General features: G+C 58.7%; 21 protein-coding genes. 9 read left to right on the top strand and 12 right to left on the bottom strand.

Annotated elements, in window-relative coordinates; all coding sequences use genetic code 11:
* Positions 1 to 5: 5 nt before the first annotated feature.
* The 6 genes from AACY42_RS09795 to aceE form a co-directional block, all read right to left on the bottom strand.
* The gene (locus AACY42_RS09795) at positions 6 to 1,910 is read right to left on the bottom strand and encodes an alkaline phosphatase D family protein (RefSeq protein ID WP_339478936.1); all 1,905 of its coding nucleotides are present in this window, start codon (positions 1,908 to 1,910) and stop codon (positions 6 to 8) included.
* Positions 1,911 to 2,133: 223 nt separating this feature from the next.
* Positions 2,134 to 3,129 carry a TRAP transporter substrate-binding protein gene (locus AACY42_RS09790; protein ID WP_339478934.1) on the bottom strand — a complete coding sequence of 332 codons (996 nt, stop codon included), beginning with the start codon at positions 3,127 to 3,129 and terminating at the stop codon, positions 2,134 to 2,136.
* Positions 3,130 to 3,236: 107 nt separating this feature from the next.
* Positions 3,237 to 4,520 carry a C4-dicarboxylate TRAP transporter large permease protein DctM gene (gene dctM, locus AACY42_RS09785; RefSeq protein ID WP_339478933.1) on the bottom strand — a complete coding sequence of 428 codons (1,284 nt, stop codon included), beginning with the start codon at positions 4,518 to 4,520 and terminating at the stop codon, positions 3,237 to 3,239.
* The gene (locus AACY42_RS09780; RefSeq protein WP_339478932.1) at positions 4,517 to 5,149 is read right to left on the bottom strand and encodes a TRAP transporter small permease; all 633 of its coding nucleotides are present in this window, start codon (positions 5,147 to 5,149) and stop codon (positions 4,517 to 4,519) included. The genes dctM and AACY42_RS09780 overlap by 4 nt, the downstream gene beginning before the upstream one ends.
* Before the next feature lie 66 nt (positions 5,150 to 5,215).
* Complete coding sequence (gene dctP / locus AACY42_RS09775) at positions 5,216 to 6,211, bottom strand: C4-dicarboxylate TRAP substrate-binding protein DctP (protein WP_445261569.1); 996 nt, start codon at positions 6,209 to 6,211, stop codon at positions 5,216 to 5,218.
* A 643-nt stretch (positions 6,212 to 6,854) separates the two neighbouring features.
* Positions 6,855 to 9,524: a pyruvate dehydrogenase (acetyl-transferring), homodimeric type gene (gene aceE / locus AACY42_RS09765; protein WP_339478930.1), complete on the bottom strand. Its 2,670-nt coding sequence runs from the start codon at positions 9,522 to 9,524 to the stop codon at positions 6,855 to 6,857.
* A gap of 173 nt (positions 9,525 to 9,697) precedes the next feature.
* On the opposite strand from aceE, the gene AACY42_RS09760 reads away from it, so the two are divergent.
* Positions 9,698 to 10,150: a MarR family winged helix-turn-helix transcriptional regulator gene (locus AACY42_RS09760; RefSeq protein WP_339478929.1), complete on the top strand. Its 453-nt coding sequence runs from the start codon at positions 9,698 to 9,700 to the stop codon at positions 10,148 to 10,150.
* An 11-nt stretch (positions 10,151 to 10,161) separates the two neighbouring features.
* Here the strand turns inward: AACY42_RS09760 and AACY42_RS09755 are convergent, their stop codons facing one another.
* The 3 genes from AACY42_RS09755 to AACY42_RS09745 all read right to left on the bottom strand — a co-directional run bounded on the left by AACY42_RS09755 (position 10,162) and on the right by AACY42_RS09745 (position 12,557).
* Positions 10,162 to 11,244 carry a transketolase-like TK C-terminal-containing protein gene (locus tag AACY42_RS09755; RefSeq protein ID WP_445261568.1) on the bottom strand — a complete coding sequence of 361 codons (1,083 nt, stop codon included), beginning with the start codon at positions 11,242 to 11,244 and terminating at the stop codon, positions 10,162 to 10,164.
* A 133-nt stretch (positions 11,245 to 11,377) separates the two neighbouring features.
* A complete protein-coding gene (locus tag AACY42_RS09750) occupies positions 11,378 to 11,794 on the bottom strand; it encodes a VOC family protein (RefSeq protein ID WP_339478927.1) in 417 nt (138 codons plus the stop codon).
* 271 nt (positions 11,795 to 12,065) lie between these two features.
* Complete coding sequence (locus AACY42_RS09745) at positions 12,066 to 12,557, bottom strand: GNAT family N-acetyltransferase (protein WP_339478925.1); 492 nt, start codon at positions 12,555 to 12,557, stop codon at positions 12,066 to 12,068.
* Between the two features lie 122 nt (positions 12,558 to 12,679).
* Between AACY42_RS09745 and AACY42_RS09740 the strand changes: the two genes are divergently transcribed.
* Complete coding sequence (locus AACY42_RS09740) at positions 12,680 to 13,801, top strand: hypothetical protein (RefSeq protein ID WP_339478923.1); 1,122 nt, start codon at positions 12,680 to 12,682, stop codon at positions 13,799 to 13,801.
* A gap of 139 nt (positions 13,802 to 13,940) precedes the next feature.
* A complete protein-coding gene (locus tag AACY42_RS09735; RefSeq protein WP_339478922.1) occupies positions 13,941 to 14,486 on the top strand; it encodes a DUF4256 domain-containing protein in 546 nt (181 codons plus the stop codon).
* A 430-nt stretch (positions 14,487 to 14,916) separates the two neighbouring features.
* On the opposite strand, the gene AACY42_RS09730 is transcribed toward AACY42_RS09735, so the two are convergent.
* On the bottom strand, positions 14,917 to 15,321 hold the full coding sequence (locus AACY42_RS09730; RefSeq protein WP_339478921.1) for a DUF488 domain-containing protein: 405 nt from the start codon (positions 15,319 to 15,321) through the stop codon (positions 14,917 to 14,919).
* A 200-nt stretch (positions 15,322 to 15,521) separates the two neighbouring features.
* On the opposite strand from AACY42_RS09730, the gene AACY42_RS09725 reads away from it, so the two are divergent.
* From AACY42_RS09725 to AACY42_RS09715, 3 genes are read left to right on the top strand one after another with little or no spacing between them, the layout of a single operon-like run.
* On the top strand, positions 15,522 to 16,358 hold the full coding sequence (locus AACY42_RS09725) for a response regulator transcription factor (RefSeq protein ID WP_445261567.1): 837 nt from the start codon (positions 15,522 to 15,524) through the stop codon (positions 16,356 to 16,358).
* The gene (locus AACY42_RS09720; protein ID WP_339478919.1) at positions 16,358 to 18,745 is read left to right on the top strand and encodes a hybrid sensor histidine kinase/response regulator; all 2,388 of its coding nucleotides are present in this window, start codon (positions 16,358 to 16,360) and stop codon (positions 18,743 to 18,745) included. Before AACY42_RS09725 ends, AACY42_RS09720 begins: the two co-directional genes overlap by 1 nt.
* Before the next feature lies 1 nt (position 18,746).
* Entirely contained in the window at positions 18,747 to 21,098 is a 2,352-nt protein-coding gene (locus tag AACY42_RS09715; protein ID WP_339478917.1) for a TonB-dependent receptor, read from the top strand.
* Here the strand turns inward: AACY42_RS09715 and AACY42_RS09710 are convergent.
* Positions 21,082 to 22,167: a sensor domain-containing diguanylate cyclase gene (locus tag AACY42_RS09710; protein ID WP_339478916.1), complete on the bottom strand. Its 1,086-nt coding sequence runs from the start codon at positions 22,165 to 22,167 to the stop codon at positions 21,082 to 21,084. The two genes, AACY42_RS09715 and AACY42_RS09710, sit on opposite strands and share 17 nt — an antisense overlap.
* Before the next feature lie 485 nt (positions 22,168 to 22,652).
* On the opposite strand from AACY42_RS09710, the gene AACY42_RS09705 reads away from it, so the two are divergent.
* Positions 22,653 to 23,012 (top strand): DUF6124 family protein, encoded by a 360-nt coding sequence (locus tag AACY42_RS09705; protein ID WP_339478914.1) that lies wholly within the window; start codon positions 22,653 to 22,655, stop codon positions 23,010 to 23,012.
* A 77-nt stretch (positions 23,013 to 23,089) separates the two neighbouring features.
* Here the strand turns inward: AACY42_RS09705 and AACY42_RS09700 are convergent, their stop codons facing one another.
* On the bottom strand, positions 23,090 to 23,506 hold the full coding sequence (locus AACY42_RS09700; protein WP_339478913.1) for a 4-oxalocrotonate tautomerase: 417 nt from the start codon (positions 23,504 to 23,506) through the stop codon (positions 23,090 to 23,092).
* Positions 23,507 to 23,654: 148 nt separating this feature from the next.
* Here AACY42_RS09700 and AACY42_RS09695 point away from each other — a divergent pair, with 148 nt between their 5' ends.
* Entirely contained in the window at positions 23,655 to 24,242 is a 588-nt protein-coding gene (locus AACY42_RS09695) for a TetR/AcrR family transcriptional regulator (protein ID WP_339478912.1), read from the top strand.
* Positions 24,243 to 24,836: 594 nt separating this feature from the next.
* A complete protein-coding gene (lgt, locus tag AACY42_RS09690; protein WP_339478909.1) occupies positions 24,837 to 25,646 on the top strand; it encodes a prolipoprotein diacylglyceryl transferase in 810 nt (269 codons plus the stop codon).
* Positions 25,647 to 26,334: the final 688 nt, after the last annotated feature.

Below are 26,334 nucleotides of genomic sequence, written 5' to 3'. Positions count from 1 at the left end.
AACGTTCAGGCCGGCGGGGATTTGGGAGGCCGCATGCGCGTCGGCGGTTGGCCGTTGGCGTTGTGTTGGTAGATCTGCGCGGGCTGCCCCTGTTCATTGAAGAATACCTGGCCAATGCCTGCGCTGTTCCACAGCCGCTCACCGGCCTCGGCGTGTTCCGGAGTGTGGGGGACGATGCGCATGCTGCGGCGCTTGGTGAACCAGTTCAGGGGCGAGCGCGGCGAGTAGAGCCATCGGTTCAGGCGATCGAACCATTCCAGCAACACAGGGGGGAATTCATTTTTGATGCCGCTGCTGGTGATCTGCCAGATGCGCGGGCCACCCTTGCGGTGTGGGATCAATACTTCGTAAACGAAGGAGTAATGCACGTCCCCGGACAGCACCACGTAATTACCCGGTGTACGCGAGTGACGGAAAATATTCAGGATCACCTGAGCAGCGCCGCGATGGGCCATCCAGTTTTCCGCATCCACTAGCAGCGGATAACCGCACCAACTGAACATCCGCTGCACAGTCTCGATCAGCTTCACACCGAAGATCGGCGCCGGTGAGACGATGATCGCCGACGAGTGATCCAACAATTCTTGCTGCAACTCGCTCAGGGCCTCCCAATCCAGAAGGCCGGAAGGCTGCTTGAGGTTGTTCTCGCTGCGCCAGCGACGGGTGCGGGTGTCGAGTACCACCAGGGCAGGGGTGCTCGGCAGCACATAATGCCATTGCTGGAAAGCCAGCAGGGTGTCGATCAGTTGGTCCTGAGGCTCGCTGTCGAGGTAGCGGTCCCGGGCGGTGTCGCTCAGGGCCAAGGTTTTCGGGAGTACGTCAGCGAAGGCATCCGGGTTGTTGCCCCAGCCCTGGCAGAGCATGTAAGCGATCAGGGCGTTGCCGATGATGCGTTTGGAGAACGGATGGCCGTAGGCGGTTTCCTCCCACTGCGCAGACAGATTCCAGTCATCGGTTATGTCGTGGTCATCGAAAATCATCAGGCATGACAGGTGCGCAAACACCCGGGCCACGCCGCCCAGCCCGGTCTTGAACGCGTCGATGTGCTGTTGTTCCAGGTCGTAGCGCTGGCGCCGTTCGACGGTCAGTTCAGGCCGTTGCACCGCGATCAACGACCAGGGTACCGGCGACCACACCAGCAGGTACATCGCCATGACCTCGGCGAAGGTCACCAGGTGATTGTCGGCGCTGCTGCTGGTGAAAATCGGCTTGCGGGCCCCGCCGAAAAAACGCTCGCGCAGGGTTTCGTTACTCTCCAGTGCGGGCAACAAATCGGCACGATGGTAATAACTGGCCGGGTGCTGATAGAGCTTGGCGCTGTCTGCCACCACGGCACCGTCCAGGCATTCCTCGAACAGCCCCAAGCGTTCGATCAGCGCATGAATCGCTCGCAACATGGGCCCGGCGACGTCGTCGGCATAGACCTGGTCGCCGCTCATCATCAGCAATGCCGGGCGTCGCGCCGGGGCTTGCGCCAACAGCCGGTCGATACAGAGCAGGCCGTCGCTGGCTGGGTAATGGGGTTTGCGGCAGGAGCCGTGGACCAGTTGCTCGATGTGCGAATGCAACATGAAGTTCGGGCGCTGCGCGCCGTCATACAACAGGTGCGGCGCCCACTCGGCAATGGGGGCGCCGTCCACCAGCAGGTCGTAGTCGATCGCCACGTCCTGGGGCAGGGGATTGTCGAGCCGCACATCGATCAGATGCACAAACGCCCGCTGCCCCACCGGCACCACAGTGCAGCACGACGCATCCAGTGCCAGATCGCCTACGCCGTCTACGCGCAACGTCAGCGTTAATGTTTGCGTGCCCACTAGCCACATCACCAGTCGGGTGGGCTCCAGCCGTCTCAACAGTGGGCCGACCAGGACGGGGGGCAGGGTGGTGGTGTCGGGAGTGGACGGCAGCATTCGCGGATAAAAGCTCTGTACAGAGAGAGGCGGGGATCATAACGCAATGTGCTTTGTCGCAGGGGAAGGTAGGTCCCCGCCTTTGTGGCGAGCAAGTGTGCTCCCACGGTGCCTGTAGGAGCTGTCGAGTGCAACGAGGCTGCGATTTTTCCCCAAACTTGAGTCTCAAGCGAAAGATCGCAGCCTTCGGCAGCTCCTACAGGCCCAGCGGGACCGTGTTGCATCACTGGGCGTTGTTGGAAGCCTCAGCCGCCTTGATCAGATCCGGCCCGATCTCCTGTTCAAACTTCGCCCATACCGGCTTCATTTTTTCGCGCCAGGCACTACGCTCCTCCGGTGTGAGGGTAATGATCTCGGTGGTCTTGGCGTCCAGCACATGCTGCTTGTCCTGCTGGTTGAATCGCTCCGCTTCCTGGTTGGCATAGTCGGTGGATTCGATCACGATCTTGTCCAGTTCGCTGCGGATATCCGGCGGCAGGCCGTTCCAGAAGTCCGAGGTGGTGATCAGCATGTAGTCGAGTATGCCGTGGTTGGACTCGGTGACGTATTTCTGCACTTCGTTGAGCTTCTGGTTGTAGAAGTTCGAATAGGTGTTTTCCGTGCCGTTGACCAAACCGGTGCGCAAGGCCTGGTACACCACTGAGAAAATCATCGGTTGCGCTTTGGCGCCCACTGCCTGGAACTGTTCCTGCAGCACCGCGGATGTCTGTATCCGGAACGTCTGGCCGCGGGCATCCCCGGGGGTGCGCAGCGGCTTGTTGGCCGATAGCTGCTTCATACCGTTGTGCCAATAGGCCAGGCCGGTGATGTTCTTGCTTTCCATGGATTTGAGCAGCTTCTGGCCCTTGGGGCTGCGCTGAAAGCGGTCCACTGCGGCGATGTCGTCGAACAAGAAGGGCAAGTCGAACAACTGCACCGACTTGGTGTACTGGTCGAACTTGGCCAGCGACCGCGCAATGATCTGCACGTCTCCCAACAGCAACGCCTCCATCTCTTTATCGTCGCCATACAACGTGGCGAGCGGATACACCTCGACCCTCACCTTGCCGGGTAGGCGCTCCTCCACCAGCTTCTTGAACCTCAACGCGCCCTGGCCCTTGGGCGTTTGTTCTGCCACGACATGGGAAAACTTGATCACGATCGGTTCAGCCGCCGTGGCCGTTGCGAGCAGGCTGAAACTCAAGGTATAGACGAGCGCTTTCCATAGAGGCATTAGCATTGTTAGGCTTCCCTTTTATTATTCGAAGACACAACACCCGTGTTTGGCCCAACACCTGCGTGGCGAGGCGCGTTACGCTTTCGCCACGCAGTGTGTGTTTGTCGGGCTTAATTCATCCCCAACCAATTCGGTAGCGCCATCGAGATCCACGGCACATAGGTGATCAGCATCAGGAACGTCAGCAGAATCATCAACCATGGCATGGCCGCACGGATGGTGGCGGGCAGGGACATGCCGGTTACCGCCGAGGTGACGAACAGGTTCAGCCCCACCGGTGGTGTGATCAAGCCGATCTCCAGGTTCACCACCATGATGATGCCCAGGTGGATCGGGTCGATGCCCAGCTTCATGGCGATGGGGAATAGGATTGGCGCCAGGATCAGGATGATCGCCGATGGCTCCATGAACGCACCGGCGATCAGCAGCACAATGTTCACCACCAGCAGGAAGGCCACCGGCGTTAACCCGGCCTCGATCACCCATGCCGTGATTTGCTGCGGCAGTTGCTCGGTGGTCAGCACATGGGCGAAGAGCATGGCGTTAGCGATGATGAACATCAGCATGATGCTCAGCTTGGCCGACTCCAGCAGCACCTTCGGTGTCTCGCGAAAAGTGAGGTCCTTGTAGACGAACAACGCAATGAACGCCGAATACACCGCCGCCATCGCGGCTGCTTCGGTCGGGGTGAACATCCCGGAATAAATCCCGCCGAGGATGATGACCATCAGCAACAGACCCCAGATCGCTTTGCGCGCGGTGGTCAACCATTCACGGAACGTCGCCCGGGGCATGGCTGGCAGGTTTTTCTTCACGGCGACGACGTAGATCGCCACCATCAGTGAAACCCCCAGCAGCAGGCCGGGTACTACACCGGCCATGAACAACTTGCCCACTGATGTTTCGGTCGCCGCGGCGTATACCACCATCACGATCGAGGGTGGAATCAGGATGCCCAGGGTGCCGGCATTACACACGATACCTGCGCCAAAGGCCTGTGGATAACCCGAGCGCACCATCCCGGCAATGGCGATGGAGCCGACCGCCGCTACTGTCGCGGGACTTGAGCCCGACAACGCGGCAAACAACATGCATGCCAGCACCGCGGCAATCGCCAGGCCGCCACGGATATGCCCGACGCAGGCGTTGGCAAAGTCGATCAGCCGCCGCGCCACGCCGCCCGTGGTCATGAACGCGCCAGCCAGCAGGAAGAACGGAATCGCCAGCAATGTGTAGTGCTCGGAGGTTTCGAACAGCTTGATCGCCAGGGAGCGCACCGAGTCGGGGCTGAAGAAAATGATGGTCAGCGAACCGGCCAGCCCCAGCGATATGGCGATGGGCACGCCGATGAGCATCAGCACGAACAGTGCGATGAACAGGAAGGCAATGGTCATGGCTTGTCTTCCTCGTGCTCGGTCAACTTCATGGCTTCGGCCGCTTCATCGGCCAGGCCCAGGCCGGTCTGGCGATTCATCAGGATGCGCACGAGAATTTCGGCGAAACGAATAAACACCAGAGTGAACCCTACTGGCACGATCAACCCGATGTGCCACTGCATGATGCCGTAATGGCCGAGATCCTCGGCGCCGATCTGGGCAATCATCAGGGTGTTGATCCATTCGAAACTTGCCACCGCCAGCAACCCGGCGTAGGTGAGGCAGCACAGGCAAGCGATGACGCCAATGAAACGCTGGACCGGTTTACTCGCCAGTTTCACCAGCGCATCGACGCCGATGTGCCCGGCCGTGCGCACGCCGTACGACAGCCCGAAAAAAATCAGCCAGCCAAACAATGCCTTGGTCAGAGAGCTGCTCCAGGTCATCGCCTGGGCCATGCCCATGACGGAGTCGCCAATGGCGAACATCGATTCGCTCGCGGCAGGCCAGTTGTCACCGAGGCTGTAGAACACGCTGTAGAGATTGTTGAGGACCACGTAGACGAAAGTAACCAACGTCATGGCGGCCAGAAGGAAGGCAATGAAACCTTCCTCGAAGTGTTCCCAGGTGCGCCGAAGGGCGTTCATGGAGTGACCTCTCCTGGTGGGGGACGACAGGCCGGCGCTGCCAGGGTGGCAACGTCGGCCAACCAATCACTGGGCCTTGTTGGAGGCTTCTGCGGCTTTGATCAGGTCAGCGCCGATATCACCTTCGAACTTCTTCCATACCGGTTTCATCTTGTCGCGCCACTCGGCACGCTCTTGCGGCGTGAGGGTAATGATCTCGGTGGTTTTGGCGTCGACGATCTTCTGCTTGGCGTCCTGGTTCAGTTGCTCGGCTTCCTTGTTCACCTGAGTCGTGACTTCTTTGATGATCTTGTCCAGTTCAGTACGAACGTCTGGGTCCAGGCCATTCCAGAACTTTGTATTGGTGATCAGCATGTAGTCGAGTACACCGTGGTTGGATTCGGTGATGTACTTCTGCACTTCATGCATTTTCTGGCTGTAGATGTTCGAGTAGGGGTTTTCCGCACCGTTGACTACGCCAGTCTGCAGCCCTTGATAGACCTCGGCGAAGCTCATCTTGCGCGGGTTGGCGTTCACGGCCTTGAATTGTTCTTCCAGCACGGCCGATGCCTGTACCCGGAACTTCAGGCCGCGGGCATCCTTGGGTTCACGCAGCGGTTTGTTCGCCGACAGCTGCTTCATGCCGTTGTGCCAATAAGCCAGGCCGGTAATGTTCTTGCTTTCCATGGACTTGAGCAGCTTCTGGCCTTCAGGGCTCAACTGGAAGCGGTCCACCGCGGAAATGTCATCGAACAGGAACGGCAGATCGAACAACTGCACGGTCTTGGTGTATTGCTCGAACTTGGCCAGCGATGGCGCGATGATCTGCACGTCCCCCAACAGCAGGGCTTCCATTTCCTTGCCATCGCCGAACAGCGAGGAGTTGGGGTACACATCAACCTTTACTTTGCCTGGCAACCGTTCTTCCACCAGTTTCTTGAACAGCAGCGCGCCTTGGCCTTTTGGTGTTTGTTCGGCGACCACATGGGAGAACTTGATCACCACCGGATCTGCCGCCATGGCCGTGCTCATCGCACTAAGGGCCAATGTGCAAGCGAGCGCTTTCCAGATAGGTTTGAACATTACGGGCTTTCCTCTTTTTTTTTAATATTTTCGTGCGGGCTCATTCAAAACACAGCGCACGGCGGAACAATGATGAGTCTAGGCAGAAAAACAACTAGTCGGCGACGCTCAACGGGAAAAACCGCCATTCGGCTGTTCGTCTCGACGGGTTGCGCTAGAGCCTTCCTTGCGTCGGGCTGAAACATCACAAACGGCTCATTTCCAAAGGTTTCAGTCAACAACCGTGTCTGGGGCAGGAAACCATAAAGGAGCGGTGATGGCTACTGGCTTTCAATCCCTGGCCAGTGAATCCATGGGGTGAGGGGGACTGCTAGGCTCGTCTTCCAGATCATCGTGTTGGCGGTCGGCACATTTAATTTGGTGTTCATGGCCGTTGGTCGTTATTTCGGGCCGTTCTACGAGCACGAAGCAGACCAGAGCGGCAACTTGGCGATCTGGTTGTTTGGCAATGTCGGGGGGCGTGGCTGCGGCGGTGGGCATTGTCTGGCGTCGACGACGCAAACCTCGGATCTAGCCAGGCAGGCGAAGTCTGAACAAAACCTGTGGCAGGGCGTTTATCTTCCGCAGTTACCGCCTCCCACAGTTTTTGATCTTGGGTGGTCACAGCAGCGCCCCCGGGGACGCTGCTGCAAGAGGGAAGGGCTCAAACCGCTGCCGGGTTCTGCTTCTCCGGGTCAATGCCATAAAGCACAATCGCCTCGGCCACTTTTTCCCGCGGTATCCCCCCGTCATCAGCCAGCGCCTTCAAGGCCGCCAATACGATGAAATAGCGATCCACTTCGAAGAACCTGCGCAGCGATTCACGAGTGTCAGACTGGCCAAAGCCGTCGGTGCCCAAGGCCACGAAGCGGCGTTTGGGCACGAACGGGCGGATCTGGTCAGCGAATATCTTCATGTAGTCGGTCGCGACCACCACTGGCCCCTGTTTATCCAGCAGGCAGCTTTCAACATGGCTGATACGAGGTGTCTGCTGTGGATGGAGCAGGTTCCAGCGTTCGGCATTCTGGCCGTCCCGACGCAGTTCGGTCAGGCTGGTGACGCTCCATACTTCGCTGCTGACGCCGAAGTCCTGCTCCAGCAACTGCGCGGCGGCGATGACTTCGCGCAGGATCGAACCGCAGCCCATGAGTTGCACATGCTTGCCTTCGATGGGCTGCGCAGGGGCTGAGAGCCGGTACATGCCTTTCAAAATAGCTTGCTCGACCCCTTCGGGCATGGGCGGATGAGCGTAGTTTTCGTTGAGCAGTGTGATGTAGTAATAAATGTCCTCGTTGTCGACATACATTCGCCGCATGCCGTCCTGGATGATCACCGCCAGTTCATAGGCATAGGTCGGGTCATAGGACACGCAGCAGGGGATGGTGGAGGACAGCACATGGCTGTGACCATCGTCATGTTGCAGGCCTTCGCCCATCAGCGTGGTCCGTCCGGACGTGGCTCCGAGCAGGAACCCCCGGGCACGGGCATCGCCTGCCGCCCAAGCGAGGTCGCCGACGCGCTGGAAGCCGAACATCGAGTAGAAAATGTAGAAGGGCACCGTCATCACACCATGGGTGCTGTAGGAAGTGCTCGCTGCGATCCAGGAAGAAATCCCGCCGGATTCGTTCAGGCCTTCCTGCATGATCTGGCCGTCCCTGGCTTCCTTGTAATAGCTCAGTTGGCCGGCGTCCTGAGGCGTGTACAACTGGCCGACATGGGAATGGATACCGATCTGGCGGAATAGGCTTTCCATGCCGAACGTACGTGATTCGTCCGGGACGATTGGCACGATCAGCTTGCCGATGTTCGGGTCCTTGAGCAGGGTGCCGAGGATGCGCACGAAGGCCATGGTCGTGGAGATCGCCCGCTCGCCGGTGCCTTTGAGCTGGGTATCCAGGGTCGATAATGGCGGGATTTGCAAAGTCTGCACCGCACTGAAGCGCGCAGGCACGTAGCCGCCCAACTGAGTGCGCCGGGCTTGCAGGTAAAGGGCTTCGACGCTGTCCGCTGCGGGCTTGAGATAGGGCATGTCGCCCAACTGATCGTCCGTGAGGTCCAGGCCGAAACGATCACGGAACGCCTTGACCGCGTCCTCGCCCATCTTTTTGAGTTGGTGGTTGATGTTCTGGCCTTCACCCGCTTCGCCCATACCGAAGCCTTTCACGGTTTTCGCCAGGATAACCGTAGGCCCGCCGGTGTGGCGCATGGCGGCGGTGTAGGCGTTGTAGACCTTCTCCGGGTCATGGCCGCCGCGCGACAGCTTCCAGATGTCGTCATCGCTCAGGTCACTGACCAGCGCCTGCAACTCGGGGTATTTGCCGAAGAAATGCTCACGCACATAGGCGCCGTTCTGGGATTTGTAGTTTTGATAGTCACCGTCCACGCACTCCATCATCCGTTGGCGCAGCAGACCGCTCTTGTCCTTTTCCAGCAGGGCATCCCAGCCGCTGCCCCAGATCACCTTGATCACGTTCCAGCCGGCCGCGCGGTACAGGCTTTCGAATTCCTGGATCACCTTGCTGTTGCCGCGTACCGGTCCGTCGAGGCGCTGTAGGTTGCAGTTGACGACAAAAATAATGTTGTCGAGCTTCTCCCGGCCCGCGAGGGAAATTGCCGCCAGCGATTCCGGCTGGTCCATTTCACCGTCACCGAGGAACGCCCAGACTTTGCGCCCCTGATGTTCCTTCAGCCCACGATCTTCCAGGTAGCGCATGAACCGCGCCTGGTACGCGGCGGTGATCGGCCCGAGCCCCATGGATACCGTGGGGAATTGCCAGAAATCCGGCATGAGCCTTGGGTGCGGATAGGATGAAACACCGTCGCGGTCGGTCTCGCGGCGGAAGTTGTCCAACTGTGTTTCGTCCAGGCGGCCTTCCAGATAGGCGCGCCCGTAGATGCCCGGCGAGGAGTGGCCCTGGATGTACACCATGTCGCCACCGAACTGCTCGGTGCGGCCACGGAAGAAGTGCTCGAAACCCACATCGTAGAGAACGGCCGCCGAGGCATAGGAGGCGATGTGCCCGCCCACGTTCGAATGCTTGCCGGCGCGCAGCACCATGGCCAACGCGTTCCAGCGGATGTAGGCGTTTATCCGGCGTTCTATGGTCAGGTCGCCTGGATAAGGCTGCTGACGGTCGAGTGGAATGGTATTAACGTAGGGCGTGGTGACGCGCCCGTAAAAGTCGCCATGGCGGTTGGCGTCGAAATCCAGCATCTGGTCAATCAGGTAGTGGGCGCGAGGGCGCCCTTCGACGCTCGCCACCGATTCAATGGATTCGAGCCACTCGCGAGTCTCTTGTGGATCCTCGTCGAGAAACATGGATTGTTGTGCCATCGTTGTCGTCTCCTGGACAGTGCTGCAGCACCGAGTCGTTTGGTGCCTGACTAAGGGGCGTGGGTCGACGCCAGCCTTCAAGATTTTGTAGTTGCATGTGCAACTATGTATGAGAACTTAGCCTGCCGCGCGCTACAATTGCAACTAAATCGATTTCATCAGAAAGGTGCTGCATGTCTTCCAGCGAGCCGGATACCTGGTTCAGATTCGTCAGGGCCCACCGTTGCCTGATCCGTGAAATAGAGCGTCGCCTGGCCGCTGCCGGGCTGCCTGCCTACGCTTGGTACGACGCGTTATGGGGCCTGGAAAGCGGCCCCGACGGCGCACGCCGCATGAGTGAACTGGCCGACGTCATGGCCATCGAGCGCTACAACCTCACTCGCCTGGTGGACCGCCTGGAGGCCGAAGGTCTGGTCACGCGCAGCCGCGCCAGTGATGACGGACGAGGCGCATACGCCGCCATCACCGAGCACGGGAAGGTATTGCGCAAAAAGATGTGGAACATTTACGAAGGGGCAGTGGACGAGTTGTTCTTGTCGCAATTCGATGGCGCACAGCAGCGCGTCTTTAGTGACGCGCTGGAGCGAGCGGCCAGTGCTGCGCGCAACAGCGGACGAGCGCGCTGACGCCGACCTGCTCATGGCAACTGATACCGCGCCATGGCTTGTTCGACACGCGCCTGGGTGATGGCGCCTTCCTGAACCAAGGCTTGCAGGGCCAGCACCACGATCCAGTGCTTATCCACCTTGCCCATGGCGGGGCCGGTCGAGCCAGCTCCGAGCGCCACGAACTGTGATCTGACATGTGCTCCGATCTGCTCGGCGACATGCTGGGCATACCCGGTCACGGCCACCACCGGCCAGTCTTCGGTGTCGAGGCAATCGAGCAAATGCGCTGACTGTCGCGGTATCCCCGGATGCAAGCGATTCCAGCGTTGCGCTTCATCTGCGTCGCGGGCCAGACGGGTGTAACTGGGGCAACTCCACAATTCGCTGGCGACGCCCCAGTCGTCGCGCAACATGTGCGCCGCAGCTACCACTGACTGCAAGGCTAACCCCGCACCCAGCAAGCGCACCCGTGGGAGCGCTGAATCGGTATCGATCTCGGCCAGCCTGTACATGCCCTTGAGGGCCTGGCTCGCGCAGAGGGGGTCGGTGGGCGTGATGAAGTCATCGGGTTGGTCGTGAAGCGCCATGTAGTAAAAGCCGTCATTGCCTTCTACATACAAACTTTGCAAAGCCGCCAGGGCAATGGCGTGCGCCTCGGCACCGCTGGCGGGATCGAACGGCAGGCATTGCGGGTTGGCGACCAACCAGAGCGGTACCCAGGGATGGGCACCCTTGGGCCAGCGCGAAGGCGAGGTCTCTATGTCATTGCACAAAATGCCCCGGTTGGCCGATTCACTGGACAGCGCGCAAAGCTCGGCCGACGTCGCGGAACGGGTCAGGTACAGCAATGGTTTTTCACTGGCGCGGGCTGTGGCGCTGAAACGCAGGGGCCAGGCGCTGATACGGGATTGCTTTATGTCGTCCGACTGCGGGTGGGTGCGTATGACCCAAATATTTTGGGCGGCACCTGAATCACTTTCCAATCGATTGGCAATATCGATCATGGTGTAGAGCGGAGATGCGCAAGCCGTATACGTTCGGATTTTTTCGATGCATACCTGAGCAGCTCGCCCTGTGTCAGGTGTTTTTTTGAAAGTGGAAAAACCGATCATGAACCAAGGCGCTCCGTGCATTGGGTAATGCCGGGACCCTACTGCACCTTGCAATGTAATTGCAAGTGCAATGGTTTTGCCTCGGTGTCAGCGTTCGCAGCAAGCGCGCGAGCGGGCTCCGAGCCTGTTGAACTCAGGGCTCCAGCGCTGGCCCCTTCAACTCGATCTGATTGCCATCCGGATCGAAGCAGTAGATCGACCAGCCCTTGCCCTCCGCGCCATAGCGCATCTGCGCTTTCTCAACGGTCAGGCCGGTCGAGGCCAAATGCGCGAGGAGGGCTTGTTCATCAAACGGCTCGATGCGCAGGCAGAGGTGATCGACATTGTGCCCTTGCTTACCGGCCGCCGGCCCTCCCTGTCGACCGAGAGGCCCGTCGATGGCCACCAGGTCAATCATCGAAACACCGGTGCCCAGATGAACCATGCCTAGATCGTCCCGACGCTTCTTGAGTTCACAGCCAAGCACCGACGTATAAAAAGCGAGGCTGCGCTCGATGTCTTTTACGCGCAGGACGATGTGGTCAATACGTTGAATCGTGAAGTTTTTCATACGGGCCTCATGTGTTCAGTGATGGACGCTACGGGTTACTTCACCTTAGCGATTGATGCTGGAATGTTATCGCAACACAAAACCCTGTGGGAGCTTGCTCGCGAAGGCGCAGGCACATCCACCTCGAACCCGCGCTGTTTGGAACAGAAATGCCGCACGCTATCAATGCTTCTGATTCCGTGCGAAAAACATGATTCAACCGAGGCTGAAGGCTTCCTGGAAAATCTTGATCAAATGGTTGCCGTTTGCGCCGAGCCAATCGGCTTTTCCATCAAGCGCAAGCGCAGTCTGGCTTATCTTGTCTGGGCCCGATATCCGTCCAACCATGGTGACTATAAAACTGCGCCGCCCTCTGGTTCGTTTCGCTCACCGACAATCTCATTCGCTCGCAGCCCAGCCCTGCAAGAAAGTTGGTCGCGTAAGCCAGCAGCAACTTCCCAGCACCGCGGGATCGCCACTCAGGGGTGAGATAGAAAAAGTGGATGTAACCCACGGCAGGTGCTGTCTTTAGCCGCGACATCTCTATCTGCCCCGCAATCCGTGTTTCATCCCAGGCATGGACAACGCCGCCAGGCACCTCGGCTGTTTTTTTTTGCAGCGACTGAAGGTATCGCTGCCTACCCTCGGGGCCGTGAAGCTGTTGTGGGCAACCAAACGCACACAGCAGCATGTCCTCAAAGAAATGCACGCAAACGTCGCTGTCCTGATCAAGGTTGATTGGACGAAAACTCAGGGACGAGTCTGAAGCGTTTTCTGTAATCATTGGGCTGCACTCCAGGCCTCATTTTGGCGGGCAATATGGAACAAGGTCCCTCGCTGGACGGTGCGAAATACGCTGTCTAGAGTGAAGTATTCGCTCTGGATGCAACATCGGGAGGGATTCCAATGAACCACCTTAACGACTACACCAATCAAGACGAAGCGCTGAATAAAAAAATCCTGGCGCTGGCCCCCAAAGAGCGGCGAGACGGTCAAAAAACCACATTGTTTTTTACGCCGGATACCGAGTTTGACTCTAAACCATTGACCTTGACGACCGGCAGCTATCCCTTTACCCCGATAGGGAGCCTTGGCATTACGCAGGTGAATACCAACGGGCAGGAATGGCGATCTATACGACATCAAATGACCAACAGGCACGGTATTCCCTCTGACCCTGGGAATTCTGATCGGGTGGATCAACTGGTATTGCTGGATACCGAGGATGCCGTGAAGATCAAGGAGGCGGTAGCCCGTGACAAACAGTTCACGAAAGGTAGCTACTACCACCCAGATGTCGCGCAAGTGTTTGGAACAACCAACCCGATTACCACCTACGCAGCCGAGCAGGTTATTGAGCGCAGAGCCGCCTTGTGCCAAGCCATTCCTGACCCGATTGCATTGAGTTATTGGAATCTGCTCCAGTCGGACCCCGCCGCCCAAACGAAGATTTACAACTGGCTACAAACATACGGCGGCATCTCTCATAAGTTCTCCGTGCATGATCGAAAGTCAGGAGACCGGATTCAAAACCACTTCCAAAACCTGGAGAAATCCAACGCCGTGCATTTTGGCAGCGAAACCCGGGGGGAGTATGCGGCGGCAAAGCTACTGATTACCGTGCTCGGGAATGAATACCAGATGAAAATCGGTAAGGCGTCTTCGGGGCGCAACAATGGGATCGACCAGATATGGGTCAAACGCAATCTGCAAAGCGGCGTGGTGGAGGAATACATCATCGTTGAATGCAAAGGCAGCGTGGATGCTGAACTCAACGAAGCCAAGTATGGGTGGCAGATGTCTCCTTGCTGGGCCTTTCACTGCCTAGATTGGCTTGCTGGGGAAAAACGCCAATCTTTCCAGCACATCCACGACGGATGTCTACGCAAAAACAGCCATGGTGATCAAAATTCTCAATGCATTGATCAACCCTGGCCCACCCTTGGTGAGAGGCCTGGTCATTCAACCGATGACGAAATCAGTCACCGCGCCCAACTCAATCGAACTGATCGATCTTGGAACCTATGACCTGGTCGAGCAATACACGAACGCCGTGGCGGGCCACTCAAAATTCCAGAATGCCCAAGTGTTTAACGGATCTTTTTTCTAGCCTCCGGTGGGCAAAAAACGCGGGGCCTGCAACCGACCATCAATGGATTTCAAGACCATGAAAAAACAAGAACAAGAAAACTTGCTCAACACCCTGAAGGGCCGCTTCGACCAAAATCCCCAACGCCACCCAAGCATCTCTTGGGGCGACGTCCAAAGCCGGCTCGAAACCAACCCCAACGCACTAAAATCCCTCCAGGCCATGGAAGCCAGCGGAGGCGAGCCCGACGTGATCGGCCTCGATCCGAAAACCGGCGCTGTCACCTTCTGCGATTGCGCCAAAGAAAGCCCGACCGGTCGCCGAAGCCTCTGCTACGACCGCGCCGCCCTGGACGCACGCAAGGAGAACAAACCTAAAGGCAGTGCCGTCGAAATGGCCGAAGAAATGGGCATTGCCCTGCTGACGGAAGACCAGTACCGAGCCTTGCAAACACTCGGCGAGTTTGATGCCAAGACATCCAGTTGGCTGGCAACCCCTCCAGCGCTTCGCTCGCTCGATGGGGCGATTTTTGGCGACTACCGTTATGGCCGGGTGTTCATCTACCACAATGGCGTGCAGTCGTATTACGCGGCGCGTGGGTTTCGTGGGTTGCTACAGGTTTAAAGGGCGACCCAAACCTGTGGCGAGGGCGCTTGCTCGCGCTCTGGGCTGCGATTTTTTGATCTTGATCTTTTGCTCTTGATTCGATGGGGAGTGGAAAGATCGCAGCCTCGTTGCACTCGACAGCTCCTACACAGCTCCTGCGGTACAGTCGAGCGGGAGCTAGCGCCCTTACCACGAGTTGACGATGGTCAGACGGGGAGACTCTTCGATCCCAACTACGGTGTCGGCGTCTATCAATCGAGGACCGATCTGTGTAACGACCTGCACGCGCTGCTGGCGAGCTACGTCGTTCCCGGCGGGCATGTGACCGAGAGTTATCTGTTGGAGTTTGATCACGTGGTCGAGGTCGAGGTCGACAGCGAGGATGAGTTTGGTGATTTCCAGAAGGCGCCCGCAACACCCCACTAAGCGGCATTGGATTCAGCTCACATCAGTGGCCCGGAAACTCGAATCGATAGCAAACCGGTGAACTCGCGTCTGCCCGTTTCTCCACCTCATTCTCCAACCATTCAGCCAACACCACGGCATTGTTCTCGACCGTGGATTTGGCGGCATACACCAGGGTGAGGTTGCCGCCTTGTGCAACATCCACCAACCGCCACCAACACTGCGGCTGCGCGGCCAGTTCCTTGCGATAGGCGACTTTGAACTGCTCAAACGAAACAACCCTCGCCTTGAACGCCTTGCGCAGCTCATGGGAAGGCCCAACCTCCGGCAGCCACTCAGCAATCGCCAACGCATCCTTGCGGCAATTACGCGGCCACAAGCGGTCCACCAGAACCCGCACGCCATCCTCGGCGCTGGCTGTTTCATAGGCGCGTTTGCACTGGATCATCGAAACCTGCCTGTCGAAGTGAGACCGTCTCAGCATAGGCCGTCGGCAATGAGGCGGCCATGGGTAACCTGTCGCCTTCAAGTCTTCGCCGCACCTGCCGCTATCGGTATAACGATTTTTACCGATCCACCAATTGGTTTTGCAATAACTGTTGCTTTGCGGCAATCAATTGGTAAACGCACGATAAGAGAACGTAGCGAATGGACGACGGACGATACGAAAGGCGGGCGGCGATGGCTGGAGGCGCGGCGGTGTCGTCCGAGTCACCGCATATTCTGCTGATCGACGATGTCCCGGAAGATATCCGTGCGACGCTCGTCCTATTGAAGACGCAACCCTGGCGTATTTCCCTGGCCAGCGATGCTCATCAGGGTTATCAGCGGGCACTGGCCTTGCGTCCGGATTTGATCGTGCTGGACGTGCACATGCCGCACATGAACGGTTTCAGCCTGTGCCGGCTGTTGCGCGAGGCCCCGGCGACCCGGCACACGCCCATCCTGTTTCTGTCATCGGCCAACAGCGCCATCGAACGCCTGGAAGGGCTCACCGTGGGCGGGGTGGATTACATCCCCAAATCCTGCGCACCCGAGGAAGTGCTGGCGCGTATCAAGATTCACCTGCAATTGACTTGGCGCGCGCCGTCAACCGCTCAACACAACCCGGTCGATCCGGAGCCGGAGGGCGACGAGATCGTCCTGCGTGCCGCGATGCGGTTGATTGAAGGCCTCCTTGATGACATGCCCTCCCTGGCCCATCTGGCGCAAAAAGTCGGCACCCACGAGAAACGTCTCTCGCGGATCTTTCGCGAGCATTTGGGGCTGACCGTATTCGCTTACATTCGCGACGCACGACTGCGGCGTGGCCAGGATTTGCTCGTCGAAAGCGTGATGAGCGTGCAGGACGTGGCCGAGCTGGTGGGCTTTCGCAACGCCTGCAACTTTACCACGGCCTTCCGTCAGCGAATCGGCATGACGCCCAGCCAGTTTCGCCAGCAAGCCCTGGGCATCACCGAAACCGAGTCGGCCGGGCGCGCCTGATGCGGCTTCTACAGTTTTTATTGCTGACGATAGCGTTGTTATCCACAGGCTTGCTGCGCGCCGCGCCTGTGGATATCTGCCCGGCTGATCACCTGGACCTGATGCCTGCGATACAGATTTTCGAGGACACCCAGGCCAGCCTGAGCCTGGATGACGTCGCGCAACTGCCCGAAACACGTTTCAACGCCGCCACTCCAGGCTGGCCGACCCAAGGCTACAGCCGCTCCGCGTTCTGGTTGAAATTGCAGCTCAGCAACTCAAGCACTGCGGCGTGTTCGCGCCTGCTGGTGGTCGGCGCGCCGCGCCTGGAAGACCTCCGCGTCTATCAACCGGGGCTGGATGCCCATGCCGGTGGCGCTTATCCCTTGGCCGAATGGCCCCAGCCGGCGACACGTCAGCCGGCGTTCCCGGTCTCTTTGCCAGCAGGGGAGAGCGCCACGCTGTTCATCCGCGTGGCGAGCAATTTCCAGATGTTGCTGGAGCCGGAACTGTGGTCGGAACCGGCGCTGCTGCGCAGTCAACAACAGACCTTCCTGAGCGACGGGCTCACCCTCGGCATTGTCCTGCTGGTTGTCCCGTTCGGTTTCATCGTCGGCTGGATCCTGCGCTCCCAACTGCTGAGCGTGAACGCGGGCGCGGTCCTGAGCTACATCCTGCTGACGTGCATCCTCAACGGCTATCTGATCTATTGGCCCACCGCACTCGGCTGGACGCGCGAGCTACTGACCTGCGCCAGCGCGGCCTCGTTCGTACTCTTCCTCGCCTACATGCGCGTGCTGTTGCAGGTTGCCCGCCTGCCCAGAATCATCGGCTGGAGCTATTGGCTGCCGCTGTTGGGTTGCATCCTTGGCCGACTCTGGTGGCTAAAAGTCGATCCCGTCCAGGGTGCGCAGATCGTCCAGATATCCCTGAAAAGTTTCTACGGTGTGCTGCTCGCCACGTTGTTCATGGCCAGGCGCAGACGACTGAGCTACAGCTGGATGGCCTGGCTGGTGCCGGGGCTCTTGCTTGGGCAACTGCTGATGCGGCTGTTCTTCCCCCAGGAGCAATTGCCCTGGCAGTCGCCGCAAAGCAAACACAGCTTATCGTCTACATTGCCGGGTGTAGCGTTGCTGGTGTGCACGTTGATCATGGAAGTCAGCCGCAGCCGCCACCGGGAAAAACAGGCCCTGTCCACCCTCGAACAACAACGCCAAGCCGAGCAGGCGCGGCTGGAAAGCACCGTGGCGCTGCGCACGTCGCAGTTGCGCGACTCCCTCGCGGCGCGCAGTGCCTTGATGGCGCGGATCAGCCACGACCTGCGCTCGCCCCTGGTGCGCATCATCGACTACGCGCGCCTGTTGCACGCCGGGCCCAACCGCGACTATCAAGCGACGATCGAGCGCAACGCCCGCCAGCAACTGGAGCTGATTGACGAGATGCTCGAATTCTCCCGTGGCGAGCTGGAGCAGATGCAACTGACCCTCGCGCCGGGTTATCTGTACGGCTTCCTCAAAGAGATCGCCGATGAAGCGAGCTTTCTCGCCGCGCGCCAGGGCAACCGCTTCGAGGCTGTTTTGGCGGACGACTTGCCGCCAGTCGTAGAGGCCGATTTCAAACGCCTGCGGCAGATCCTCATGAACCTCCTGGCGAACGCGGCAAAATTCACCCGCAACGGCCAGATCCGTTTCCAAGTGGGCGCTTTTCCAGGGACAAGCGCCGATACCGTGGGGCTGCGCTTGAGCGTGATCGACACCGGTATCGGCATCGACCCGCAAGAATTCGAACAACTGCTGCAACCGTTCCGCCGCGGCCACAACGTGCAACGCTACGAAGGCAGCGGGCTGGGCCTGTCCATCGTCACGCAACTGCTGGAACGCATGGACAGCCGCCTCGAACCGCAAGCGGCGGGGCAGGGCAGCCACTTCAGTTTTCGCCTGCAACTGAAGTGCGCCCAGGAACACGACCTGGAAAACGGCATCGTCGATAACAACGCCACGCCGTTTGACGGCCAGGGCAAGCACGTGCTGCTGGTGGACGACGTCGAGCAGAACAGCGACTGGCTCTACGACCTGCTGGCCGGCTACGGTTTCGACGTGAGCATGGCGGCAAACGGCGAAGACGCCTTGGCCTGCCTGGCAGAACAGCCGGTCGACCTGTTGATCAGCGACCAGATGATGCCCGGCATGGACGGCTGGGAACTGCTATGCCAGGTGCGCGAACGCTGGCGCCATTTGCCGGTGATGCTTTATTCAGCGATCCCGCCGCGCAGACCGGAAAGCTATCCAAAGGATCTGGCCTTTGACGCGGTACTGCTCAAACCCGCCGACAGCCGTGAACTGCTGGCGTGGGTCAAGGCACTGGCCCGCCCAGACACGGTACGCCGCGCGACGGCTTGGGAGCGATAGCATGCGAGGTTTGGGTTACCTTCTGCTGTTACTTGGCAGTTTTTCAGTGTTGCCCTGGGCGCCGGCGCATGCCGAACAAGAGGCGCCCACCGCCCTCACGCTCGACGAAACCACCGTCACCGCTCGGCGCCGCGAAGAAGACCCACAGCACGTGCCGATCCCGATCAACGTCCTCTACGGCGAGCAACTGGACGAGGCCGGTCTGCACCGGCTCCAGGACATCCAGCGGCGCGTGCCCGGCTTGATTGTTTCCGGCCACGACGCCCGCTACGCCGGCTTCGGCCTGCGCGGCTTCGGCGCGACCGCCTACAACGATGGCCTGGAAGGCAGCGTCGGCACTTACGTCGATGGCGTTTATCAGGCACGCCAAGGCATGGCCTTCACCGAAATGATGGACATCGAGCGCATCGAAACTTTACGTGGGCCGCAAGGCACCTTGTTCGGCAAGAACACAACGGCGGGCGCGCTGAACATCATCACCCGCCAGCCAACGTTCCAGCCCGAAGCCAACCTGGAAGCCCGCTACGGTGAACACGGTTTGCGGGAATATCGCGGGACGATTTCCGGACCGCTGCAGGGCGACGTGCTCGCCGGTCGACTCAATGTGTTCGAGAGCTCCAGCGATGGCTCCGTGGAAAACCTGCGAGACGGCAGCCGCCTAGGTGACGCCGACAGCCAAGGCCTGCGCGGCCAGTTGCTGTGGACACCGAACAGCGACTTCAGTGCGCGCCTGATCGCCGACCATGCCGAGCAAAACGAAGCCGGCAACGTCCTGCTGGTCAATCACTACAGCGAGCAAACCCGCAAGCGCGCCCAGTTTGCCGGGTATCCGCTGGCGGAACCCGATCCTTACAAACGCGAATCCCGCATCGACGCGCCGGGCCATCCGCGAACCCTGCAGAATGGCGTGTCATTGGAATTGAATTGGGACCTGGACGAGGCGATGCGCTTGACCAGCATCACCGCCTACCGCGACTGGGACTACCGCGCCGACCGCGACGCTGACAGTACCGCACGTGCAGTGATGCAATCCGAAGCCGAATTGAACCACCGACAGTTCAGCCAGGAATGGCGCCTGTCCGGTACGGCCGGCTCGTCCGTCGACTATGTAGCGGGGTTCTATTACTTGCGCCAACAGCTCGACCGTGAGATCGACGTCGAATACGGCAAGGACGCCGCGTCCTGGTTCGTCGGCGATCAACTTGAACAACTGAAGAAACTCTATAGCATCACCTTCACCGATCCGAGGCAGGTGCCTTCGGTGCTGCTCAATGGCGCCCAACAACGTTACGACGGCGAGCAGAAGGGCGACAGCCGAGCCATTTTCGGCCAGCTTTCCTGGCGCCCGATTGAGCCGCTGGAACTCACCGCCGGCCTGCGTTACAGCCAAGAGCGCAAGGACGGCTGGATCTCCCGCGACGCCAGCAACCTCGCCCCGCTGACCGGCTTGCCCCCGGTGTTCCAGGCCGGAGGGCAATTGCTGCGCGACATCGCCCTCGGCCGCGGTTACTACCGCGAGGATTCGATTAAAGAAAGCAACGTCTCCAGCCTCCTCAGCGCCAGCTACCGTTTTAGCGAGGCGGTGATGGGTTACCTCAGCTGGTCGCGGGGCTACAAGGCTGGCGGCATCAATTTCGATGTGGTCGGCCCGTTCACCGCGCCGACCTTCGAGCCAGAGCGCGCCACGTCCCTGGAACTGGGCATGAAGACACGCTTCTGGGACGAGCGCGCATTGCTCGACCTCGCCGTCTACCAGGCCGACGTCGACAACTACCAAGCGCTCACCTACAGCCCGCCCACGTCGGTGTTCGCGCCCCCACTGCGGGACAACCTGATCAACGTCGGCAAGGTCCGCCTGCGCGGCATCGAACTCGATTCCGCCTGGCAACTCACCCCCCGACTCACCGGACGCCTGGGTCTGGCCTGGAGCGATGCCCGCTACCGCCGCTTCCCCAACGCCCCATGCCCACCGGCCTCGGGCCAATGGACCTGCGACCTCAGCGGCGAGCGCCTCTACAACGCGCCGGAATGGAACCTCAGCAGCGGCCTCGACCATATCCACCCGCTGCCCTGCGGGCTGGAAGCCTACAGCGGCATCGACTACAGCTTTCGCACCGGCTACTCCGGCACCCTCGAAGGCGGCGAAGGCAGCTATCAACCCAGCTACGACCTCACCAACCTGCGCCTGGGCCTGCGCAGCCAGGACCGCGCCTGGGAAGTGGAAGGCTGGGTGCGCAACGTCTTCGACCGACACTACATCACCGCCGTGTATTCACTGCTTGGCGCTGGCGACTACGGCGTGATGACCGGCAGCGAACGAACCCTCGGCACCACCGTCAGGCTTCGCTATTGACCGAAATAAACCGCGTCGGACAAAACGCCAAACGATTACCGCCGGCCTTTTTCGACAGGTACATGGCCTGATCTGCCTTGCTGATCAGCCCATCGACCTCATGCCCATGCTCAGGAAAAAACGCCACCCCGATACTCGCCGCAATCTCCACCGTCTGCGCACCAATCAAAATCGGCGCATTCGCCGCCACCAGCATCCGCGTGAGCAACGACTCGCTGTCCTCCACCGCCTGCAAACCCACCAGCCCCGCAACAAACTCATCGCCCCCGAGGCGCGCCAACGTATCGCCCTCACGCAAGGTTGCATTGATCCGCGCCGCGACAATCTGCAACACCCGATCCCCCCAGTCATGGCCATAACTGTCGTTTAGCGCCTTGAACCCATCCAGGTCGATAAACGCAATCGCCACCTTTTGCTGATAAATACGCGCCTTGCCCAACGCCTGACGCATCCGTTCGGCCAACAACAACCGATTGGGCAACTGCGTGAGCGCGTCATACCGCGCATCCCGCTCCAGCAACTGCAGACGCTGCTTTATCTGCGTCATGTCGCTGAACAGCGCCACGTAGTGCTGAACATTGCCGTGACGGTCATGCACCGAACTGATGCTGATCCGCGAGGTCATTTCCCGGCCATCCTTGTGGTTGCTTTGAATTTCGCCGGACCAATGGCCGTGGAAATCCAGCGCGTTTTTCATTGGTGCGTAAAAAGCGGTGAGCCGACGGACCATGCGATGGGAGTTCAGCTCGCGGCCTTTGAGCTCGTCTTGACCGTAACCGGTGAGGCGGGTGAAGGCCTCGTTCACGGCGATGACCCGGCCGAATGGGTCGACAAGGATGATGCCTTCGCGGGCGTGGCTGAATACGGTGGCGGCTAGCTCTGGGCAGACGGTGTTGAGGCGACGGTCCAGCGTGGCTTCGTCACGGGTGGCCGGCCATGTTTCGGAGTCGAAGCCTTGCTGCGCCAGATAGCCGGCCAGGGATGAGAGCGCCTTGTGCAGCCGAGTCAGGGCATTCGTGGCGAGCCTGGAGTTGAGGCAGTGGCTACGGATGAAGGTGCGTAGGTTCATGGGGGGTACACGGTGCTCGGTTGCAGCGCTTGGGTGAGTAAGCGGAGCATTATCGAGGCGCGGAACTGCCGAGGACTTTGCTGGAGCGGATGGGAGCTTTGCGGGAGGGGATGGATTGGAAAGATTTTTCCCATGGGTCAGTCGGGTCTGTCAGACATTGGGCGGCTGCGGCTTGCAAGCCGACGTCGCCTTGCGCCTTTGCCTACAACTACGCCAGAATCCGCCGGCTTGTTCGCCTGGGGTTGCGTCGGTAGTTTGGGACCTGTCACTGCTCATCAGTGATCGGGTTTAGCAGCTCGTGGTGAAACAGGTTGTGCAAGGCGTCATCCAGTCAGGAATCTCCATCCTGCACTTGATGGTGGCTGTGCGCAGGGCGTCCCCGGACGCGCCGGTTTCTTGTTTCCCCGGTCTGCTAACCTGCGTACAGCTGCCTCCCATCGTTTAGCAGCGAGCGGGTGATGGCTCCAATTACAGGAAGCAAGACGATGGCAAAAGATACTCCGAATCCTCCTGATACGAACGAGCATGTCTCCCGGGCTCAGTCTGCTCGCAACAAAAAAATCGACGATGCTGCCACGCGAGCGTTGGATTACTACCTGAAACCCAAGCCTAAGAGCGAAACGTCTGACAAGTCGGACTCCATTTTTCGGATTGATCCGAGTGTGGATTCTGAGTGTTTGTTGGCGAATCTCAGTGAGAATTTGGCTTCGGCGAATGCCATGATCAGTGATTTGGCGTTTGACCTGGATGGGTCGCGGCGGCGGGTTGCGATGGGGATTTTGCAGGTGATTGAGGTGAGTGAGTTGTTGGCTAATCGGGCGTTGGATATTGTTGAGGTCAGGTAGGTTCGGCGGGTAAACCCTGTTCTTCGGTCAAAAAAAGGTCTTGCCAAGCAAGACCTTTTTCACTGTCTCAAGTCGGATCAACCCCTTGCGATGGCCTCTCCGAGTTGCTGATTGGTCATCGCCTCGCCAGCAATACCCCAAGCACCGTCTACGGCATGCACGATGTTGACCCAGATGTTTGTCTTGGGCAGTTGTCCGCCGGACATCTCATGGATAATGTTGGTTACTTCCTCAATGTAGCCAATCTGTATTTCGCGGTTGGCGAATGCAAAGGCAGGCACCTTCCATTCGATGAAAGCGACAGGCGCTTCGGTGGAGCCAGAGAAGGTGTTTTCTGCGGTCAAAACATGAATGGAACCGACGATGTTCGGGGTCATGGCCTTGTTGCCGCTCAGGCCATGCCACCTCAGCATGGCGTCAGACAGCTGGGTGAAAGCAATTTTCTCGCTGCCTTTAGGCAGGACACCTTCAGTAAGCGTAAGGGTGAGAGGCATTTCCATACTCCTGTAAGCGAGCTGTACGTCGCATCGGCGATCGCATCGACCGTAAGATAACGATCGTTATTTCAATTTACATAACGATCGTTACATTGCCAAGTACAATCTGGATTTCACTCGCCCGGAATCCTGTAGGGAGGTATGCATGTCTCGATCCGAACGAAAGCTGCAGACGCGTCAACGAATTCTCGATGCCGCAGGCCGTGGCTTTCGCAAAGCCGGCTTTGGCGGTATTGGTGTGGATGGCTTGGCAAAGGAAGCAGGTGTTACGTCCGGCGCCTTCTACGCCCACTTCGACTCCAAGGCTGCTGCATTTCGTGAGTCGGTCGCACAGGGGATGGCTGAATTCAAGGACGGTGTGCGCCACTTCCAAGGCCAGCACGGGCACACCTGGTGGCCTGAGTTCGTGTGTTTTTACTTGGGAGAGAAGCGTAAATGCGAACTGTCAGAGAGCTGCGCCCTGCAGAGTCTTGCGTCAGAAATTTCCAGGTCTGATCCCAACTCACGCGCGGAGTTTGAGGCTGAACTGCTCAACGTCGCCGCCTTGATCGTGGCCGGCCCCACGTCGGAGCACGCTCCTGCCGACACAGGTGAAGCCCTGTTCGCATTGTCCACGCTGGTTGGTGCCGTAACACTCGCACGAGCGGTATCCGATCCGGCAGTGGCCGAAAAAATCGCAGCCGCGGCGCAGCAGACATTACTGTCTGGGCATCGTTATCGAGACCCGTCGTGAGCCAGAGTGCGTGACTCGCAACAGCAGCTCTAGAAAGCCCTGCGACTTGAATGGGTAAGCAGTCTGAAAGATTCCAGTCGCTAGGCCGTAAGACGTTGGACGACCAGAACCCCAAGCCCACGTCGCCTTGCGCCATTGCCTACAACTACGCCAGAACCCGCCGGCTTGTTCGCCTGGGACCGCGTCGGTAGTTTGGGTCCTGTCACTGCTCATCAGTGATCGGGTTTAGTCGCCCGTCGCTGCTAAGTCGCTCAAGCGTCCATCAGTCAGGTATCCCTCATCCCTGCACTCGATGGTGGCTGTGTGCAGGGCGCCCTCGGGCGCGCCGATTTCTTAGCTCGTCGGTCGACTAACCTGCCTACAGCGGCGTCCGCCCAACTCACATTGTGTGACTCAGGCAGCTATCAATCACTTTTATGCCATTTGCCCTGATCCCTGCGGCTAAGTGCTCCAATGCCGATGAGCTGATATGGTTGCGAACTGATTCCTGTGGCGGAGCCTGCGGCCCACGAAGCTTCATCTGCAGCGCATTGATTTACAGGGAACGGGATAACTGCAAGTGGAAGCGTCTGCTAGCCAAGGAGAGATTGCGCGATGGAGCAGTATTTTGTATGGAACACCGACCCTGTACTGATGCGGTTCGGAGTGATCGATATCCACTGGTACGGCGTCCTGTTCGCAGCCGCGTTTGGCTTCGGTATGGCAATAATGAGGTTTATCTTCAGACGAGAAGGTAAGCCTGAGGGTGACCTGGACGCTCTGCTGATCTATCTCGGCTTGGGTACAGTGCTCGGCGCCCGGCTTGGGCACGTGCTGTTTTACGATCCAGCGTTTTACTTCAGCAATCCTGCGGAAATCCTAGCCATCTGGAAAGGCGGGCTAGCAAGCCACGGCGGCGCTATTGGACTCGCCCTTAGCCTCTATCTATTCTGCCGACGTCGTTCCGACATAGGCTATCTCTGGCTGCTGGACAGGATTGCCATAGTAGCTCTTTTGGGCGGCGGCCTGATCAGAGTGGGCAATTTCTTCAATTCTGAGATCGCCGGTGTTCCGACGGATATTCCATGGGCAATTGTATTCTCCCGAATTGATACGCTGCCTAGGCACCCCACACAACTCTATGAAGCATGCGTCTATTTTGTAATGTTTTTGCTGATGTTCTTGCTGTACCAGAAACGCCGCACCACCCTGGAGCCGGGGTTCCTGAGCGGGTTGTTTTTGTCAGCAGTCTTCTCGGCGAGATTCCTGCTTGAATTCACCAAGATGCACCAAGCCAGCTATGACTATCCCCTGCCACTAAACGTTGGCCAACTGTTGAGCATTCCGCCTGTTCTCGTCGGGCTGACGCTCATGGTTCTAGCCAAGCGGAGTGGCAGAAAATTGCTATGCGAGCAAACGAGTTAGGCAATCGGTCGGCTGTGGGTAAGAAGGGTGAGACCTTGCCACAGATACGGCAGCAGATGTGGATGCCTGCCTAGCTTAAATAAGGCGAGTTCTGAGTGGACAATATTTCGACAGTCCAAGCGACTATTTCAGATGACCCCATTCGGTGGCGATTACTTGAGATGGTGCGTCCCCCAAATTGCCAGACTGCTGGATAGGAGCAGGTTTCGACCGAAACGCGATTTGGGACGACGTGGTCTGGGCACTCTGCTGCCCTGGTGCTTTGTACAGACCTTGGACGTTTTCATAGTGGCAACCAGGCGCGTTGGTAAGAAAAAATTTCTAGATGGGGGTTGACCACGTACTTTAATGCTGTACTATTCGCCTCCCGCTAACGAGCACTTCGATGCAGCGTTTGGCTTAAGCAATTGATTTTATTAAAAAAATCAGTAGCTTTTAAGGAGAGGTGCTGTAGAATGCGCGCCTCGGTTGAGGCGAAAGGCTCAACCAATCGCTCTTTAACAACTGAATCAAGCAATTCGTGTGGGTGCTTGTGGAGTCAGACTGCTAGTCAACAGATTGTCAGCATCACAAGTTACTCCGCGAGAAATCAAAGATGTAACCAACGATTGCTGAGCCAAGTTTAGGGTTTTCTCAAAACCCAAAGATGTTTGAACTGAAGAGTTTGATCATGGCTCAGATTGAACGC

Source organism: Pseudomonas sp. RL_5y_Pfl2_73 (assembly GCF_963970515.1).
Classification (GTDB): Bacteria; Pseudomonadota; Gammaproteobacteria; order Pseudomonadales; family Pseudomonadaceae; genus Aquipseudomonas.
The sequence above is the reverse complement of the archived record's forward strand: the minus strand, read 5'-3'. Positions and strand labels throughout refer to the sequence as shown.

What these genes read in the sequence shown, in the direction of transcription:
- AACY42_RS09750 (WP_339478927.1), bottom strand. Translation starts at nt 11,794, where the DNA reads ATGAAAAACTTCACGATTCAACGTATTGACCACATCGTCCTGCGCGTA.
- AACY42_RS09715 (WP_339478917.1), top strand. Translation starts at nt 18,747, where the DNA reads ATGCGAGGTTTGGGTTACCTTCTGCTGTTACTTGGCAGTTTTTCAGTG.
- AACY42_RS09700 (WP_339478913.1), bottom strand. Translation starts at nt 23,506, where the DNA reads ATGCCTCTCACCCTTACGCTTACTGAAGGTGTCCTGCCTAAAGGCAGC.
- AACY42_RS09730 (WP_339478921.1), bottom strand. Translation starts at nt 15,321, where the DNA reads ATGATCCAGTGCAAACGCGCCTATGAAACAGCCAGCGCCGAGGATGGC.
- AACY42_RS09755 (WP_445261568.1), bottom strand. Translation starts at nt 11,244, where the DNA reads ATGATCGGTTTTTCCACTTTCAAAAAAACACCTGACACAGGGCGAGCT.
- AACY42_RS09710 (WP_339478916.1), bottom strand. Translation starts at nt 22,167, where the DNA reads ATGAACCTACGCACCTTCATCCGTAGCCACTGCCTCAACTCCAGGCTC.
- AACY42_RS09720 (WP_339478919.1), top strand. Translation starts at nt 16,358, where the DNA reads ATGCGGCTTCTACAGTTTTTATTGCTGACGATAGCGTTGTTATCCACA.
- AACY42_RS09725 (WP_445261567.1), top strand. Translation starts at nt 15,522, where the DNA reads ATGGACGACGGACGATACGAAAGGCGGGCGGCGATGGCTGGAGGCGCG.
- AACY42_RS09735 (WP_339478922.1), top strand. Translation starts at nt 13,941, where the DNA reads ATGAAAAAACAAGAACAAGAAAACTTGCTCAACACCCTGAAGGGCCGC.
- AACY42_RS09790 (WP_339478934.1), bottom strand. Translation starts at nt 3,129, where the DNA reads ATGCTAATGCCTCTATGGAAAGCGCTCGTCTATACCTTGAGTTTCAGC.
- AACY42_RS09745 (WP_339478925.1), bottom strand. Translation starts at nt 12,557, where the DNA reads ATGATTACAGAAAACGCTTCAGACTCGTCCCTGAGTTTTCGTCCAATC.
- AACY42_RS09740 (WP_339478923.1), top strand. Translation starts at nt 12,680, where the DNA reads ATGAACCACCTTAACGACTACACCAATCAAGACGAAGCGCTGAATAAA.
- AACY42_RS09795 (WP_339478936.1), bottom strand. Translation starts at nt 1,910, where the DNA reads ATGCTGCCGTCCACTCCCGACACCACCACCCTGCCCCCCGTCCTGGTC.
- AACY42_RS09695 (WP_339478912.1), top strand. Translation starts at nt 23,655, where the DNA reads ATGTCTCGATCCGAACGAAAGCTGCAGACGCGTCAACGAATTCTCGAT.
- AACY42_RS09780 (WP_339478932.1), bottom strand. Translation starts at nt 5,149, where the DNA reads ATGAACGCCCTTCGGCGCACCTGGGAACACTTCGAGGAAGGTTTCATT.
- AACY42_RS09705 (WP_339478914.1), top strand. Translation starts at nt 22,653, where the DNA reads ATGGCAAAAGATACTCCGAATCCTCCTGATACGAACGAGCATGTCTCC.
- aceE (WP_339478930.1), bottom strand. Translation starts at nt 9,524, where the DNA reads ATGGCACAACAATCCATGTTTCTCGACGAGGATCCACAAGAGACTCGC.
- lgt (WP_339478909.1), top strand. Translation starts at nt 24,837, where the DNA reads ATGGAGCAGTATTTTGTATGGAACACCGACCCTGTACTGATGCGGTTC.
- dctP (WP_445261569.1), bottom strand. Translation starts at nt 6,211, where the DNA reads ATGTTCAAACCTATCTGGAAAGCGCTCGCTTGCACATTGGCCCTTAGT.
- dctM (WP_339478933.1), bottom strand. Translation starts at nt 4,520, where the DNA reads ATGACCATTGCCTTCCTGTTCATCGCACTGTTCGTGCTGATGCTCATC.
- AACY42_RS09760 (WP_339478929.1), top strand. Translation starts at nt 9,698, where the DNA reads ATGTCTTCCAGCGAGCCGGATACCTGGTTCAGATTCGTCAGGGCCCAC.